The sequence below is a fragment of the Aeromonas sp. S15(2024) genome, assembly GCF_041402265.1.
Classification (GTDB): Bacteria; Pseudomonadota; Gammaproteobacteria; order Enterobacterales; family Aeromonadaceae; genus Aeromonas; species Aeromonas dhakensis.
Genome location: NZ_JBGLQY010000020.1, coordinates 15,794 through 31,394, shown reverse-complemented (window position 1 = coordinate 31,394; position 15,601 = coordinate 15,794). Strand labels below are relative to the sequence as shown.

Here is a 15,601-nt window from a genome sequence, read left to right as displayed (position 1 = left end):
GGCCTCGCTGGCATTTATCACGTCGTCGTCGGTGATATTGGCGTCCAGACGGATGGCCAAGTCAGCCGGCCCACTGGTGTCCACCCCGTACCCTTCGCTGTCGGTCGCGGTGGCACTGTTACCGGCCGCATTGGTGCTGGTCACACTGGCCTCTATGGTGCGGTCGCTGTCCGCCGCCAGCTCGCTGCCCGCCACCAGGATAGTGAAGCGACCATCGCCCGCTACCGGACCAGTGAAGGTTTTGCCGTTGACGGTCAAGGTGACAATGTCGCCAGCCTTGAACTCGCCGCTCACGGTGCCGCTCACCGGTATATCCTGCTGGGCCTCGCTGGCATTTATCACGTCGTCGTCGGTGATATTGGCGTCCAGACGGATGGCCAAGTCAGCCGGCCCACTGGTGTCCACCCCGTACCCTTCGCTGTCGGTCGCGGTAGCGCTGTTGCCCGCTGCATCGGTGCTGGTCACGCTGGCCTCGATAGTGCGGTCTGTATCTACTGCCAGATCACTGCCCGCCACCAGGATGGTGAAGCGGCCATCGGCAGCCACCGGGCCGGTGAAGGTTTTGCCATTGACAGTCAGGGTGACAATGTCGCCAGCCTTGAACTCGCCGCTCACTGTGCCGCTCACCGGGATCTGCTGACCCGCTTCGGTGGCGTTAATGACATCGTCATCGGTGATGTTGGCATCCAACGTGATGGCCAGATCCACCGGCGCCGTGGTATCGACCCCGTACCTTTCGCTGTCGGTCGCGGTAGCACTGTTGCCCGCTGCATCGGTGCTGGTCACGCTGGCCTCGATAGTGCGGTCAGCATCTACTGCCAGATCACTGCCCGCCACCAGGATGGTGAAGCGACCATCGGCAGCCACCGGGCCGGTGAAGGTTTTGCCGTTGACGGTCAGGGTGACGATGTCACCAGCCTTGAACTCGCCGCTCACGGTGCCGCTCACCGGGATCTGCTGACCCGCTTCGGTGGCGTTGATGACATCGTCATCGGTAATGTTGGCATCCAACGTGATGGCCAGATCCACCGGCGCCGTGGTATCAACCCCGAACCCTTCGCTGTCGGTCGCGGTAGCGCTGTTGCCCGCTGCATCGGTGCTGGTCACGCTGGCCTCGATAGTGCGGTCAGTATCTACTGCCAGATCACTGCCCGCCACCAAGATGGTGAAGCGACCATCGGCAGCCACCAGGCCGGTGAAGGTCTTGCCGTTGACGGTCAGGGTGACTGTGTCGCCTTCATTGAACTCGCCGCTCACGGTGCCGCTCACAGGAATATCCTGCTGGGCCTCAGTTGCGTTGATCACATCGTCCGCAGTGATATCGGAGTCCAAGCGAATCGCCAGCTCTGATACTTCTAGATCAACTTCGTACCCTTCGCTGTCGGTAGCAGTGGCGCTATTGCCCGCCGCGTCTATGCTGGTCACGCTAGCCTCGATGGTGCGGTCGCTGTCCGCCGCCAGCTCGCTGCCCGCCACCAGGATGGTGAAGCGGCCAGCGGCGTCCACCTTGCCGGTGTATTCGGTGTTGTTGACGGTCAGGGTGACTGTGTCGCCCGCCTTGAACTCGCCGCTGACTGTGCCGCTGACCGGGATCTGCTGACCCGCTTCGGCAGCGTTGATGACATCGTCGGCGGTGATGTTGACATCCAGTTCGATGGCCAGATCCGGGGCTGTGCTGTCCACGCTGCCGTCGTCAGTCGCGGTGCCGGTGTTGCCGGCCGGATCGGTGACGCTGCCCGTGACGGTGTAGGAACCATCCGGCAGCGGCGTGGTGACATCCACGCTGAAAGTGCCATCCGGATTGACGGTGGTGATCAGGATTTGCTGGTTGCCATTGGCATCGGTCACCAGCAGGGTCACGGTACTGCCGGCGGCGGCATCCGTGGTACCCGTGATGGTCGGAGTAGTGTCGTTGGTATTGTCAGGCGCAGAGACGGTGATCACCGGCGGCACCAGATCGATCAGGCGGTTCTCTTCACCCGGCAGTGCATCCGCGGTCACGCCGGCATCGGTTTGATAGGTAGTATCAAAACCCGCCGCCGCTATGGTGGCATCGCCGGTACGGTCGATGGTGACGAAACCACCATTGCCGCTGGCGCCGGCCACGCCGCCAATACCACCACCGGCGGCAGGAGCCCCACCGGCAGCAGAGGCTTCAAATGCCTTGGTCGGGTCGGCGCCACCCAGAATGGCTTGCTGTAGGGCAGCAATGTCATTGGGATTGTCGCTCGGCACGTTCTGGGCAAGCAGCGGCTCTTGAGACGTTTCATCCTCAGCCTGCTGCTCGTTGGTCGGGCTCAGGGTGAAAGTCTGGTTGCCACCTTTGAAGCTGGCGCCCTCAGGAGTGATCAACACGGCATTCTTGGGCAGGATATCGCCTTCGGCGAGCGGTTGCTGGCTGCCATCTGCGGCGACCAGGTAAACCTTGCCTTTCAACTGGGTAACGACAACGTCCTGATCCAATGCAATTTCGTGGTTGCTCATGTTCTCTCCTGAATCTCTATTGGCATGCAATATTCCACCGTCTAATGTGCCCGTGAACGGCACCAGAAACCAGTTAGAAAATTCGAATGGATAGACTGATTCGAGGCCGGAACGGTCGGTTAAACAGAAGGGTCAATAGCGGTGGGAATAAAAAATAAAATCAAGATGATCAATGTGTTGCAAAAATATGAAGGGAGCACGTCCAGTGCTCCCATTTGGGGTCATATTCAGCTGCCGGCCCACAGCAGGATGGCGAGCAGCTGGGGCGAGATGATCCGCAGAAACATCACCAGCGGATAGACGGTCGCGTACGAGAGCGCGCTGGCACCACTGGTGGGATGCATGCCGTTGGCAAACGCCAGGGCGGGAGGATCCGTCATGGAGCCGGCCAGCAGACCGCACAGGGTGAGGTAGTTCATCTTGCCGTACAGACGGGCCAGCACCCCGACCACCAGCAGCGGGATCAGGGTGATCGCCACCCCGTACATCATCCAGGCTGGGCCGTCACCGTTGATCAGGGTATCGATGAAGCCGGCGCCGGACTTGAAGCCCACCACCGCCAGAAACAGCACTATGCCGATCTCCCGCAGCGCCAGGTTGGCACTGGGGGGCATGAACCAGTAGAGCTTGCCGATACTGCCGATGCGCGACAGGATCAGCGCCACCACCAGCGGCCCGCCCGCCAGACCCAGCTTGAGCGCGGCCGGGAAGCCCGGCAGGTAGAAGGGGATGGAGCCGAGCAGCACGCCGAGGCCGATGCCGATGAACACCGGCAGCATCTGCACCTGCTGCAGTTTCTGCTGCACGTTGCCCACCACATTGGTGACCGCCTCGATGGCGTCGAGTCGCCCTACCAGGTTGAGGATGTCGCCGAACTGCAGGCTGGTCTGGCTGGTCGGCACCAGCTCGATGCCAGCCCGGTTGAGGCGCGAGATCACCACGTCGTACTTCTGCTTGATGTCGAGATCGCGGATCTTCTTGCCGAGCACCTGCTCGTTGGTCACCACCACCCGCTCGACCCGCAAGTCGGTGCCGCGGGTGGAGAGCGAGGTCTCCACCTCCTCCCCCAGCACCAGTAGCACCTTGCGCAGGGCGTGTCGCTCACCCACCAGGTGCAGCAGGTCGCCCAGCTCGATGCGCGACTCCGGCCGCGGCACCATCAGCTCCTCGCCGCGCTTGAGGCGCGAGCAGATGACGTCGGCCTCGTCGAGACTCGGGATCTCGCTCAGCATCAGACCGTGGATGTTGGGGTTGCGCACCGCGATGTTGATGGTCTGCAGACTCTCCTTGGTCTTGCCGGCCTGTTGTTCAAACTGGGCGGCTTCTTCGTCGATCTTGATGCGAAAGAACATGCGGATCAGCCACATGGTCAACAAGATGCCGCAGATGCCGAACGGATAGGCGACCGCATAGCCCATCCCCATCAGGCCGGTGGAGCCGGGGGCGGCCCCCAGCTCGGCCAGGATCTGCTGGCCGGCACCGAGGGAAGGGGTGTTGGTCACGGCGCCGGAGAAGACCCCCAGGATCACCGGCAGCGGCACATCGAACAGCTGATGCAGGGCTGCCGCCACAGCACAGCCGAGCAGTACCAGCAGGGCGGCAAACCCGTTGAGCTTGAGGCCGGAGCTGCGCAGGGAGGAGAAGAAGCCGGGACCGACCTGAATGCCTATGGTGTAGACAAACAGGATCAGGCCGAACTCCTGAATGAAGTGCAGGGTCTGCTCATCCAGCGCCAGCCCCGAGAGGCCGGCGAAGTGGCCCACTATGATGCCGCCGAACAGCACCCCTCCGATCCCGAGACCAACGCCATAGACTCGCCAGTTCCCCAGCCAGAGCCCCAGCACTGCCACCAGCGACAACATGCTGATGGAAAGCGCGATATCACTCATTTCGTGCATCCTTTGCGAATTGAACTGTCCCTAGCTTGTCAGCAAACGTCGCGGTCAACTGTGTGATACCGCACGAATTTATCCTTTTGCGCGGCAAAAAATACCAATTTAGGGCTAGTTATGCGACGTAACCATAAATGGCCATAAAGTGACAAACACTGCCCCCCAGCACGAACAGATGCCAGATGGCGTGGTTGTAGGGGATGCGCTTGGCCACATAGAAGATCACCCCCAGGCTGTAGATGAGACCACCCAGCCCGAGCAGCAGCAAGCCTTCCCCCTCCAGATGGATGTAAAGCTGATAGACCACCAGCAGCGACAGCCAGCCCAACATCAGGTAGGTAAACAGCGACAGCTTCTTGAAGCGGTTGATGAACAGCAGCTTGAACACCACCCCCGCCAGCGCCAGCCCCCAGATCACCACCATCAGCCCCTGTGCCAGCGGCGTGTCGAGCGCCACCAGCAGAAATGGGGTATAGGTACCGGCGATCAGCAGATAGATGGCACAGTGATCAAACACTTTGCACCAGCGCCTGGCCGGCCCCTCCGCCATGCTGTGATAGAGGGTCGAGGCCAGATAGAGCAGCACCAGGCTGCCACCATAGAGGCTATAACTGATCAGTGCCTGGGTGCCCTGCGCCCAGCCCTTGTTCAACAACAACACCAACCCCAGGATCCCCAGCACCAGCCCCAGCCCATGGCTGAGGCGGTTGGCCAGCTCCTCGCGGGGCGAATAATCCGTCACACTGCTCATTGCATACTCCTGCCCAAACTGCGCTCACTCTAGCTGCCGTCATTTCAGAGTACAAGTGTTAGCTTAAAGATGATCAGCCCCCATTTGCGATGTTTCCTCACCGCGCGCATGGCTGTCAGCCGTTGACCTTTGGTGTATGCTCTGCGGCCGATGCCCACTTAGCTGTTGCCGCCCCTTGTTCACCCCCGACTCCCCGGCAACCCGGTCTGGAGAACCTGATGAAGTTGACTGAGCTGTTTGCACAACCGGATCCGGCCTTTGGCCAGGCCATGACGGATCTGCTGGAGACCTTCCACCACTCGGATGACAGTCAGGCTCCCTATCAGCGCGACCAGTTCACCCACCAGCTTGACCAATCGGGCATGCCGGAAGCGGGGCTCGCCATGGCGGACTACCTGGCCAGGCTGGCAACCCTGGTGCCCGGCGCCTCCCACCTGACCTCGCCACGCTACATGGGCCATATGACAGCACCATTGCCGGCCTTCACCGCCGAGCTCTCCCGTCTGGTGGTGATGCTCAACCAGAACCCGATGAAGATGGAGTCCTCCCGTCTGCTCAGCTTTCTGGAGCGGGAGGTGCTGGCCAAGCTGCACCGCCTCGTCTATCGCGCCGACGAGTCCTTCTACGGCACCCATATGCATGCCAAGGATGCGGCGCTCGGCGCCATGACCAGCGGTGGCACCATCGCCAACGTCACCGCCCTCTGGCTGGCCCGCAACCGCGCCTGCGGCGACAACCTGTTCGCCCTCTATGAGCAGGGGTATCGCGGCGCCGTCATCCTGGGCTCGCGGCTGATGCACTACTCCTTCGACAAGGGGATGGATCTGCTGGGGCTGGGGGCGCGCAGCGTCTGGCGCCTCGAGACCGACCAGCATAACCGGCTCAGTCTGGCCGCGCTGGAGCAAGCGTTGGCCCAGTGCAAGGAGCAGAAGCTCAAGGTGCTGGCTCTGGTCGGTGTGGCCGGCAGCACCGATTTCGGCTCCATCGATCCGCTGCCTGAGCTGGCAGCCATCGCCGCTCGCGAGCAGATCCACTTCCACGTGGATGCCGCCTGGGGTGGCCCGACCCTCTTCTCGCCCCGTTATCAGGGGCTGCTGGCGGGGATCGAGCACGCCGACACCGTCACCCTGGATGGCCACAAGCAACTGCTGGTACCGCTCGGTACCGGCATGCTGCTCTGCCGCCAGCCGGACCTGATGATGGCGGTCAAGCGGGAGGCCCCCTACGCCATCCGCGCCAGCTCCTTTGATCAGGGGCGCTTCACCCTGGAGGGAACCCGCCCGGCCAACGCCCTCTATCTGGATGCCGCCTTCCAGCTGTTCGGCCAGCAGGGCTATGCCGAGCTCATCGAGGCCAACTACGACCGGGCCCGCCTGATGGCCAGCCTCATCGACCAGGATCCGGCCTTCGAGCTGATGTCGGCCCCGGTGATGAACCTGCTCTCCTATCGCTGCATCCCCCCTCATCTGCAGGGCAAGGTGCTGGACGAAGCCGCCAATGAACAGGTCAATGCCTTCAACGTCGCGCTGCAAAAGGCCCAACGCGCCGAAGGGCACAGTTTTGTCTCCCGCACCCAGCGGGCCGTGGGTCGCTACGGTACCCAACCGCTCACCCTGTTGCGGGCCGTACTGCTCAATCCCCACATCGAGGAGCGACATATTCGCGAGCTGCTGGCAGATCAGAAACGGTTGGGCGATGAGATCGCAGGGCAGCTATTTGGCTGAGGAACTGGCTGGCGAATGAGCGGTCTTATTCATTTGCCGTTGCCCATCGGGCAGGTACACTGGATGAAATTTTGCGTTCCACTCTTGAGGGCGACGAGCCAGACATGAAGCAATTTATTGAATTTATTCCCCTTATCGTTTTCTTTGCGGTCTACAAGTTCTACGACATCTACATGGCCACCGGCGCCTTGGTGGTGGTGACCGGTCTGCAGCTCGCCTACAGCTGGGTTCGCTATCGCAAGGTCGAGAAGATGCAGCTGTTCACCTTCCTGCTGGTCGGCTTCTTTGGCGGCCTGACCGTCATCTTCCACGACGACACCTTCATCAAATGGAAAGTGACCGTCATCAACGTACTATTCGCGCTGGGCCTGCTCATCAGCCGCTACGGCTTTGGCAAGAACCTCATAAAGCAGATGCTGGGCAAGGAGCTGCAGGCGCCGGATCCCGTCTGGGATCGGGTCAATCTCGGCTGGGTCGGCTTCTTCACCGTCTGCGGCCTGCTCAACCTCTATGTGGCCTTCAACCTGCCGCAAGAGGTGTGGGTCAACTTCAAGGTGTTCGGTCTGCTTGGCATGACCCTGGTGTTCACCCTGCTGAGCGGTGTCTATCTCTACCGCCACCTGCCTGCCGAACAGCTGACCAAGCAAGAAGACGAACTGAAAAAATAACCGCCATCAGAAAAGGATCCTCTCATGTGGTATCTCATCTACTCCGAAGATGTTCAGGGCAGCCTGCCGCTGCGCAAGCAGGCACGCCCGGCCCATCTGGCCAGGCTGCAAGCCCTGCAGGATGAGGGACGGCTGCTCACCGCCGGCCCCAACCCGGCCATCGATGCCGAGGATCCGGCCGATGCCGGCTTTACCGGCAGCACCGTCATCGCCGAATTTGCTTCACAGGCGGATGCCAAGGCCTGGGCCGATGCCGACCCCTATGTGGCGGCTGGTGTCTATGCCAAGGTGACCATCAAGCCGTTCAAGAAGGTCTTCTGAGCCAAGGCCAATAGAAAAATAAAAAGGCCGGACCGGGAGTTCCCTCCCGTCCGGCCTTTTTGCATTCCACCGTCCCGTTATGCCTTGGCTACGAACCAGGGGTTGAGGATGTCGGGCTTGTTGTAGCGCAGCGGCGAGCCATCGAGCTGGGTGACGCTGCCGCCAGCCCCTTCCAGCACCGCCTGCGCCGCCCCTGTATCCCACTCGCAGGTCGGGGCGAGGCGCGGATAGAGCTCGGCGCCCCCCTCGGCGATGATGCAGAACTTGAGCGAGCTCCCCATGGAGACCAGCTCAATTTCCCCCCGCTCCATGTCACCAAAGCGCGCCAGGTAATCGAGGGTCTCCTGGGAGAGGTGATTGCGGCTGCCCACCACGCGCCAGGGTGTGCCTTCCTGATGAGGTCGGGTCTGGATAGTCTCACGCTTGCCATCGGCAATGCGCCAGGCCCCCACCCCCTTGCCGCCATACCAGAGCCTGTCCAGCACGGGTGCATAGACCAGACCCCACAGTGGCTGGCCATGCTCGATCAGCGCGATATTGACGGTGAACTCGCCGTTGCGGGAGACGAACTCCTTGGTGCCATCGAGCGGATCCACCAGCCAATAGCGAGACCAACCGAGTCGTGCCGCCATCACCTCGGGGGAGGACTCTTCCGACAGCACGGGAATGTCGGGGGTGAGCCTGGCCAGCGCCGCGACAATCAGCTCGTGTGCTCCCTTGTCGGCGGCAGTCAGCGGACTCTCGTCCCCCTTATACTCCACCGCAAAGGGTTGACTATAGATGGCTATGATGACCTCGCCGGCGGCGCGGGCGATGGGCTCCAGCTCGGAGATTGCGGGAAAAGACATAGGAAAAGGCATCCTGGTCAAATGGTTGGAGTAGTGTACCCATTTTGGATAGAGGAGGCTTATAGCCGTTTGCTCTGACTTATACAGTGTCAGATATGACAGACAAAAAGTGGCGCGACTGGACTAATCCTCAATAGCGAAACCCACAACACAAGGACGTGACGCCATGAACTACAAGACCCTGACCGCCACCCTGCTGCTGAGCTGCCTGCCGTTGCTCAGCCAGCCTCTGCTGGCCACCGACAAGCCCGCCGCCAAACCGGCTACCACGGTTGCCACCGCCAAGGAGAGTGGCAAGGTGAACCTGAATACCGCCAGTATCAACGAGTTGACTGCACTCAAGGGCATCGGCGAGAAGAAGGCACAGGCCATCGTCGATTATCGCGAGAAACAGGGCAAGTTCACCACTGTTGACCAGCTTGCCGATGTCAGCGGTATCGGCCCCGCCACGCTGGAAGCAAATCGGGACATGATCATCGTCAAGTAACCGGTTCCCGCCACTTCCATCCTGAGGGCAGCCTGTGGCTGCCCTATTTTTCTTCGGGTATCATGGGCCCACTTTGTATCTCTGGACTCTCTCCATGAAAAAGACACCGCTCGTTGTACGCAAAGCCGTTCTTCCCGTTGCCGGTCTGGGTACCCGCATGCTCCCCGCCACCAAGGCCATCCCCAAGGAGATGCTGCCCGTTGTCGACAAACCGCTGATCCAGTATGTGGTGCGCGAAGCCATCGCCGCCGGCATCAAGGAGATCATCCTGGTTACCCACTCAAGCAAGAACTCCATTGAGAACCACTTCGACAAGAGTTTCGAGCTGGAAGCGACCCTCGAGAAGCGGGTCAAGCGTCAGCTGCTGGAAGAGGTGCAACACATCTGCCCGAAAGACGTCACCATCATGCACGTGCGTCAGGGTGAAGCCAAAGGGCTGGGTCACGCGGTACTCTGCGCCCGCCCGCTGATCGGCGACAACCCGTTTGCGGTGCTGCTGCCGGACGTGCTGATCGACGAGGTAGCCAGCGATCTCAAGCAGGACAATCTGGCCGAGATGGTGCACATGTTCGAAGAGAACCACATCAGCCAGATCATGGTGGAAGCCGTCCCCGAGAGCGAAGTGGACAAATACGGTATCGCCGACATCAAGGGGGAGGCGCTGAGCGAGGGCATGTCCCTGCCGATGCAGGCCATTGTCGAGAAGCCGCCTCGCGATGAGGCCCCCTCCAATCTGGCGGTGGTCGGCCGTTACGTGCTCTCTTCCAACATCTGGCCGCTGCTGGAACGCACCCCCGCCGGTGCCGGTGACGAGATCCAGCTGACCGACGCCATCGCCATGCTGATGGAACAGGAGCAGGTCAACGCCTACTTCATGAAAGGCCGCAGCCACGACTGCGGCAGCAAGCTGGGTTACATGAAAGCCAACGTGGAATATGCCGCGCGCCATCCGGAGCTGAACGGTGAATTTATCAATTGGCTGAAGCAGTTTGCCAAGCAGCTGTAATCGCTGAATATTTAACCAAAAGAAAGAATATTATACTGGGCATCATTCGATGCCCTTTTTCATTTTATAAACAAATATTCAACCATTGATAGATAAAATATCGCTAAATCATAATATTGTAATTTAATCACGCTTGTTCTATAAGGATTAAGGCTTGTTCCTAGCCCTTGCATAAAATTTCTAAAAAAATATAAGACACAGGTGGAAGTTCCAATGAATAATCCGTCCAAAGGGACCTTTTTAGGTCACCCTAAAGGGCTTTTTTTGCTCTTTAGTACCGAACTGTGGGAGAGATTCTCCTACTACGGCATGCGTGCCGTGCTCGTGCTCTATCTGACTGATATGACTGCCAACGGCGGGATGGGCTGGACTCAGGCCGATGCCCTCAAGCTGTACGGCATCTATACCGGTCTGGTCTACATCACCCCGATCATCGGCGGCTGGTTGGCTGATACCTTCTTGGGTCAGCGTCGCGCCATCCTGTTCGGTGCCGTCTTGATGGCCGCCGGCCAGTTCACGCTGGCCCTGCCCCACGCCATGTTCCCGGACATGGTCAACACAGTGTTCTATTCAGGTCTTGGCTTGCTGATCGTGGGTAACGGTCTGTTCAAACCGAACATCTCCACCATGGTGGGTGATCTGTATCAGGAAGGTGACCACCGTCGTGACGGTGCCTTCACCATCTTCTACATGGGCATCAACCTGGGCTCCCTGCTGGCCGGCGTGATCTGTGGCGCAGCCGCCACCGCCTACGGCTGGCAAGCCGCCTTCGTCAGCGCCGGTATCGGCATGCTGCTCTCTCTGGTAGTACAGGCCACCATGGCCCAGCGTTTCCTCGGTGACATCGGCCGCGTGCCGGCTGCCCAGCGCGCCGCCGAGCAGCGCTCCAAAGAGCAGAAAGCCCCGCTGACCAAGCAGGAAGTGGATCGCATCAAGGTCATCCTGGTGCTGGGTCTGTTCACCATCATCTTCTGGGCCGGCTTCGAGCAGGCTGGCGGTCTGATGAACCTGTACGCACAGGAGTATACCGACCGCATGATCGGCAGCTTCGAAGTACCGACCGCCTGGTTCCAGTCCCTGAACCCCTTCTTCATCATCACCCTGGCGCCCATCGTGGCCGCCATCTGGATCAAGCTCGGCAAGAAAGAGCCGAACTCCCCGGTGAAGTTCGCCATGGGTCTGCTGTTCCTGGCCGTGGGCTTCCTGTTCATGATCGGTGCCGTGCTGGAGCAAGGTGGTGATCAGGCCGTCAAGACCTCCATGTTCTGGCTGGTCGGCGCCTACCTGTTCCACACTCTGGGCGAACTCTGCCTCTCCCCGATCGGCCTCTCCATGGTGACCAAGCTGGCTCCGCTGCGCCTGGCCTCCCTGATGATGGGTGCCTGGTTCGGCTTCGTGGCTCTCGCCAACTATGCCGCCGGCTTCATCGGCTCCTTCGTCGGCGAGTCCGGTGCCATGGCCATCTTCGGTGGCATCGCGCTGGCAGCCGTCATCAGCGCCCTGATCCTGCTGACTATGGCCAACCGCCTGGTCTACTGGATGCACGGTGCCGAAGGCCCGGCCAAAGAGCCGCAGGAACACGACAAGAAGCTGCAATCTGCCGCCGTCTAAGCGGTCAAGATTGTAAGCAACAAAGAGGGCGCCCACGGGCGCCCTCTTTGTTTGTGGCCGTCTGACAAGGCCTCAATGATGTCGAACCTGCACATGCAGGGCACTGCCACTGTCGCTGCGAAACTGCAGGTCAAACGGCTCATGCCAGCTGCGCCTGTGCAAGGCGTAGTGGCTGGTGCGCAGCAGACCGAGCGGCAGCCCCCCGGAGCGTACCAGCCAATGGGGCGAGGTCAGCCCGGCATTGGCAAAGACCAGCCCGTCCTCCTGATCAAACAGCAGTGCGGCCATGGCAAACGAGTGGCGCAAGCCGGATTCGATCAGCTGCAGATTGAGATAATCGAGCAGCCGATGGGGTTGAGTCAGCAACAGGCTCTCGCCGCGCTGAAACTGGCGATAGGGCCCGTTCATCAGGGAGCGCACCAGGGCCCCGCAAAACGCCGCATCCACCCCTAGCACCGGCAGCTCCATCACCAGCACCAGCAGCTTGTCATCCACCTTGAAGGTATCGGGAATGAACAGGTTGCCCATCCCCTTGAAGGTCACCTGCCAGGGGCCCCACTCCTGCAGACCGGGTGGCTTCAACCAGGCCAGCAACCGGGTGGCCGCCTTGTCGTGCTCGCGGAAAAAATCCATGTGATCCATCAACTCCAGCTGCTGCCCATAACCGTGGTTGGCCGCCAGACACTGCTCTATGCTGCGGCGCACCTGACCGAAGTCCGAGATGGGCTTGAGCAGAAAGTCGCGGGCGCCGGCGCGCAGCGCCCGTTCGACCGCCTCCATCTTGCTCTGGGCCGAGATGACGATGACAGGGGTATGAGGATAGCGGGCAGAGAGACAGGCGATCACCTCATGGCCATCCATGTTGGGCATGTTCAGGTCACACAAGACAACATCGGGGTGATAAAGCGCGGCGGCGGAGAGACCTTCGATACCGTCTTCAGCCTGGAAGACGCAGGCGCCATCGTGCTCGAGATAATTTACCAAGGAGTGGCGAAAAACGACCTCGTCTTCCACCACCAGGATCCGTAATCCGGCTTTTGACATCTTGATAAAGCTCTTATTAGTCAACCAGTTATTTAGCTTCAAGCCTAGACCATAACCGACTGCACTGACCAATCGGATGATAGAATAATCTCCATTAAAGCTATGCCAGATAGCTATTTAGACCGTCAACTGTTTGAAATAAAGCAGGTAATGAGGTTGCTCGAAAACCCGCCTTGCCTTGCGGGCATCGCTTCGCCCAGCAAGGGGAGCATACGAGAGACAACCACTCCCCCGACTCGCACGGGCAGAGATCGGCCACGCCCCCGCCCTGCTGCATCTCACCCCAGCCACCATCAATTGTATGCGGCCCCGCCATGGGGGATAATGCCCCTCAATTTCGTCGATGAAGCATGCCATGACCCCAGCCGAATACAGCGCCCTCGCCCACCCCAGATTGTCCCATCCTGCCCGCAGCCTCTATACCCTGCAGCTGCGTCGGCTGGTGCTGGAAAATCAGCTGGCCAGGCTCAACTACCCGGAGCTTGGGCGGGCGCTGGCGGTGGTCGACCCGAGCGATCCCAGCGGCTTCTCCTTTCAGGTCAATGCCCGCCAGCTGACCGAACTGTTTGACGAGCTGATGGAAGCCGGCCTGCTGCAGGTTGAGAGCCAGACCGAGAGTGAGCACTACCATCAGTGTCCGTTCCAGCTGCCGCTGCTGACCCAGCGTGTGCGCAGCCCCCTGCCGGAGCGCCCCTTCCAGATGCACCTGCAGTGGCGCCCGGATGAAGAGTTGCCCGCCCTCGCCCGTCTGTGCGGCGTGATCGATGCCAGCTACAGCGAAGAGGATCTCGGCGAGTTCATCGCCTACTGGCTGGGACGGCCCGAGGTGTTCGACTCCCAGCACCAGTGGATGCTCAAGTTCATTCGCGCCCTCAAGACCCGCCGTTACGCCCGCCGCCAACCGATGAGCGTGACCGGCTATCAGCAAGTCACCCCGGAGCCGGCGGAGGCGGGCCCGAGCAAGCGGGCGCAGGAGATGATCGAAGAGGCCAAGCGGCTGGCCGCGCAGCGCCAGGAGCCGGATAATGATTGAAGAAGGCCCCTGCCAGCAGGCAAAATCAGACCCCAGTCCCCACCCAGACCGAGCAGAAGGAGCACTCCATGACTGACCCGCACGATCCCCTGCGCCAGGAGCTGGAAGAGATCGAGGCCAAACGCCGGAAGATCGCCAAGGCCAAGCAGGAGCAACGGATGCACGACCCCGAATTAAGCCGCCATGTCAGCGGTCTGCTCGAGCGCATTCGTCGCCTGCAGGCCCAGACCGGTGGCAGCCAGTACGACTATGAAACCCTGCGCAAGGAGTACGACGCCAAGGCCAACGCCGAGGTGCGCGAACTGCAGAAGGTGGCGCGCCAGGAGCGGATCCAGAAGCTGATCGCCCAGGCCGACCTCAACCCGGACTGGGTGTTCGAGCGCATGGATGCCGGCGACCCCGCGCTGCAATACCCCATCGAGACGGCCCGTTACTTCATCAGCGGTTTCGAACACTGGGAGAAGAGCGGCGGTGGCTGCATGCTGATCTATGGCGACTACGGCACCGGCAAGTCAACCCTGGCCGGCGCGGTGGCGCACGAGCTGATCGAACGCCACCAGAAGTCGGTGATCTTCCAGCAGTGGGCCTCCATCGTTGATCGGCTGTTCTTCAACGTCATCCAGGATCAGGAGGAGCGCAACCAGTACCGGCGCGCCCTGGAAGAGGTTGACCTGCTGATCATCGACGAGGTGGCGGCCAATCGCGCCAAGATGGCGGAGAGCCAGTCCAGCTTCCTCGGCCACCTGCTGCGCCGTCGCCGCAACCTCTCAAAAAGTGTCATCCTCATCACCAACCACAGCCCCCAGAGCCTGCATCAGGCCATCGGCGACTTCAGCTTCGAGGCGATCAAGGCCTTCAACCCGGTGGATATCCACCTGAGCGGCCCCAGCCGTCGTCCCAATATCGGCCACTACAACGGCTGATGCTGCGTGAGCCGGGTGTCTCCGGCTCACCGTTTTCTCTCCTGTCAGGAAAATAAAAACAACTCTCATTTACAACATCTCTCCCGCCCTCTAGGCTAGCCCTTTCACTCAAGGGAGCCGCACCATGCCAACCACACTCATCTTCGGAGCCAGCCGCGGGCTGGGCCGCGCCTTCACCGAGCAGGCACTGCAACTTGGCCACAGGGTCGTCGCCCTGGTGCGCCATGCCGACATGGCCGCCTAGCTGCAATCGCTGGGCGTCGACGTCATCAGCGGGGATGCCCTGGACCCGCAGGCGGTAGCAGCCGCTTGCCGGCTGGCCGGTGAAGGGGCACAGGCCATTTCCACTCTCGGCAGCTTTCGCCAGGTTGAGCCCGTCGACTATCTGGGCAACCGCCAGGTGATCGACGAGATGGAGCGGGCCGGACTCAAGCGTCTGCTGCTGGTCACCTCCCTCGGCTGTGGCGACAGCTGGCAATATCTACCCGAGCGGGCACGGGCCGCCTTCGGCCACGAGGTGCGGCTCAAGAGCCTGGCGGAGAGCTGGCTGCAGACCAGCACGCTGGCGTGGACCATACTGCGCCCGGCCGGCCTGCAGGATGGCATAGCTACCGGTGCGGCCGTGCTGAGTCAGGGCAAGGAGATGCATGGTCTGGTGCGCCGGGCCGACGTCGCCGCCTGCGGGCTGCGTCTGCTGACCGACGAGGCGACAGCAGGCCAGATCTACGCCATCGGCGACCCAAGCCTCAGCCGGGCATGAGCCATCGCCATAGCAAAACGGTCAGCCCAGGGGCTGACCGTTTTGCTTT

Annotated in this window: 13 protein-coding genes and 1 pseudogene; 9 read left to right on the top strand and 5 right to left on the bottom strand. The window is 61.0% G+C overall.

Annotation, left to right across the window (positions count from 1 at the left end; translation table 11 throughout):
- The 3 genes from ACB033_RS22455 to ACB033_RS22445 form a co-directional block, all read right to left on the bottom strand.
- A partial coding sequence (locus tag ACB033_RS22455; protein WP_371140773.1) for a retention module-containing protein occupies positions 1 to 2,484 on the bottom strand: 2,484 nt, incomplete at its 3' end.
- Positions 2,485 to 2,711: 227 nt separating this feature from the next.
- Complete coding sequence (locus tag ACB033_RS22450) at positions 2,712 to 4,373, bottom strand: putative transporter (RefSeq protein ID WP_005309602.1); 1,662 nt, start codon at positions 4,371 to 4,373, stop codon at positions 2,712 to 2,714.
- Positions 4,374 to 4,491: 118 nt separating this feature from the next.
- Entirely contained in the window at positions 4,492 to 5,127 is a 636-nt protein-coding gene (locus ACB033_RS22445; protein ID WP_010636289.1) for a hemolysin III family protein, read from the bottom strand.
- Between the two features lie 218 nt (positions 5,128 to 5,345).
- Here ACB033_RS22445 and ACB033_RS22440 point away from each other — a divergent pair, with 218 nt between their 5' ends.
- The 3 genes from ACB033_RS22440 (at position 5,346) to ACB033_RS22430 (ending at position 7,840) form a co-directional block, all read left to right on the top strand.
- Positions 5,346 to 6,851: a pyridoxal-dependent decarboxylase gene (locus ACB033_RS22440; protein WP_139430713.1), complete on the top strand. Its 1,506-nt coding sequence runs from the start codon at positions 5,346 to 5,348 to the stop codon at positions 6,849 to 6,851.
- A 104-nt stretch (positions 6,852 to 6,955) separates the two neighbouring features.
- The gene (locus ACB033_RS22435; protein WP_005309592.1) at positions 6,956 to 7,519 is read left to right on the top strand and encodes a septation protein A; all 564 of its coding nucleotides are present in this window, start codon (positions 6,956 to 6,958) and stop codon (positions 7,517 to 7,519) included.
- A gap of 24 nt (positions 7,520 to 7,543) precedes the next feature.
- Positions 7,544 to 7,840: a YciI family protein gene (locus ACB033_RS22430; RefSeq protein ID WP_005309589.1), complete on the top strand. Its 297-nt coding sequence runs from the start codon at positions 7,544 to 7,546 to the stop codon at positions 7,838 to 7,840.
- A gap of 77 nt (positions 7,841 to 7,917) precedes the next feature.
- On the opposite strand, the gene cysQ is transcribed toward ACB033_RS22430, so the two are convergent.
- Positions 7,918 to 8,688: a 3'(2'),5'-bisphosphate nucleotidase CysQ gene (gene cysQ / locus ACB033_RS22425; protein WP_162518899.1), complete on the bottom strand. Its 771-nt coding sequence runs from the start codon at positions 8,686 to 8,688 to the stop codon at positions 7,918 to 7,920.
- A gap of 166 nt (positions 8,689 to 8,854) precedes the next feature.
- On the opposite strand from cysQ, the gene ACB033_RS22420 reads away from it, so the two are divergent.
- From ACB033_RS22420 to ACB033_RS22410, 3 genes are all read left to right on the top strand, one after another.
- The gene (locus ACB033_RS22420; RefSeq protein ID WP_139430711.1) at positions 8,855 to 9,175 is read left to right on the top strand and encodes a ComEA family DNA-binding protein; all 321 of its coding nucleotides are present in this window, start codon (positions 8,855 to 8,857) and stop codon (positions 9,173 to 9,175) included.
- A gap of 94 nt (positions 9,176 to 9,269) precedes the next feature.
- Positions 9,270 to 10,181, top strand: a complete 912-nt coding sequence (gene galU, locus ACB033_RS22415; protein ID WP_139726426.1) for a UTP--glucose-1-phosphate uridylyltransferase GalU — start codon at positions 9,270 to 9,272, stop codon at positions 10,179 to 10,181.
- A 213-nt stretch (positions 10,182 to 10,394) separates the two neighbouring features.
- The gene (locus ACB033_RS22410) at positions 10,395 to 11,792 is read left to right on the top strand and encodes a peptide MFS transporter (protein ID WP_011707249.1); all 1,398 of its coding nucleotides are present in this window, start codon (positions 10,395 to 10,397) and stop codon (positions 11,790 to 11,792) included.
- 72 nt (positions 11,793 to 11,864) lie between these two features.
- Here the strand turns inward: ACB033_RS22410 and ACB033_RS22405 are convergent, their stop codons facing one another.
- The gene (locus tag ACB033_RS22405) at positions 11,865 to 12,836 is read right to left on the bottom strand and encodes a response regulator (RefSeq protein ID WP_005309570.1); all 972 of its coding nucleotides are present in this window, start codon (positions 12,834 to 12,836) and stop codon (positions 11,865 to 11,867) included.
- A 355-nt stretch (positions 12,837 to 13,191) separates the two neighbouring features.
- Here ACB033_RS22405 and ACB033_RS22400 point away from each other — a divergent pair, with 355 nt between their 5' ends.
- From ACB033_RS22400 to ACB033_RS22390, 3 genes and pseudogenes are all read left to right on the top strand, one after another.
- Positions 13,192 to 13,869: a DnaT-like ssDNA-binding domain-containing protein gene (locus ACB033_RS22400; protein WP_126882544.1), complete on the top strand. Its 678-nt coding sequence runs from the start codon at positions 13,192 to 13,194 to the stop codon at positions 13,867 to 13,869.
- 68 nt (positions 13,870 to 13,937) lie between these two features.
- Complete coding sequence (locus ACB033_RS22395) at positions 13,938 to 14,792, top strand: DnaA ATPase domain-containing protein (protein WP_005309562.1); 855 nt, start codon at positions 13,938 to 13,940, stop codon at positions 14,790 to 14,792.
- 124 nt (positions 14,793 to 14,916) lie between these two features.
- Positions 14,917 to 15,552 (top strand): annotated as a pseudogene (locus tag ACB033_RS22390) (SDR family oxidoreductase).
- Positions 15,553 to 15,601 lie beyond the last annotated feature (49 nt).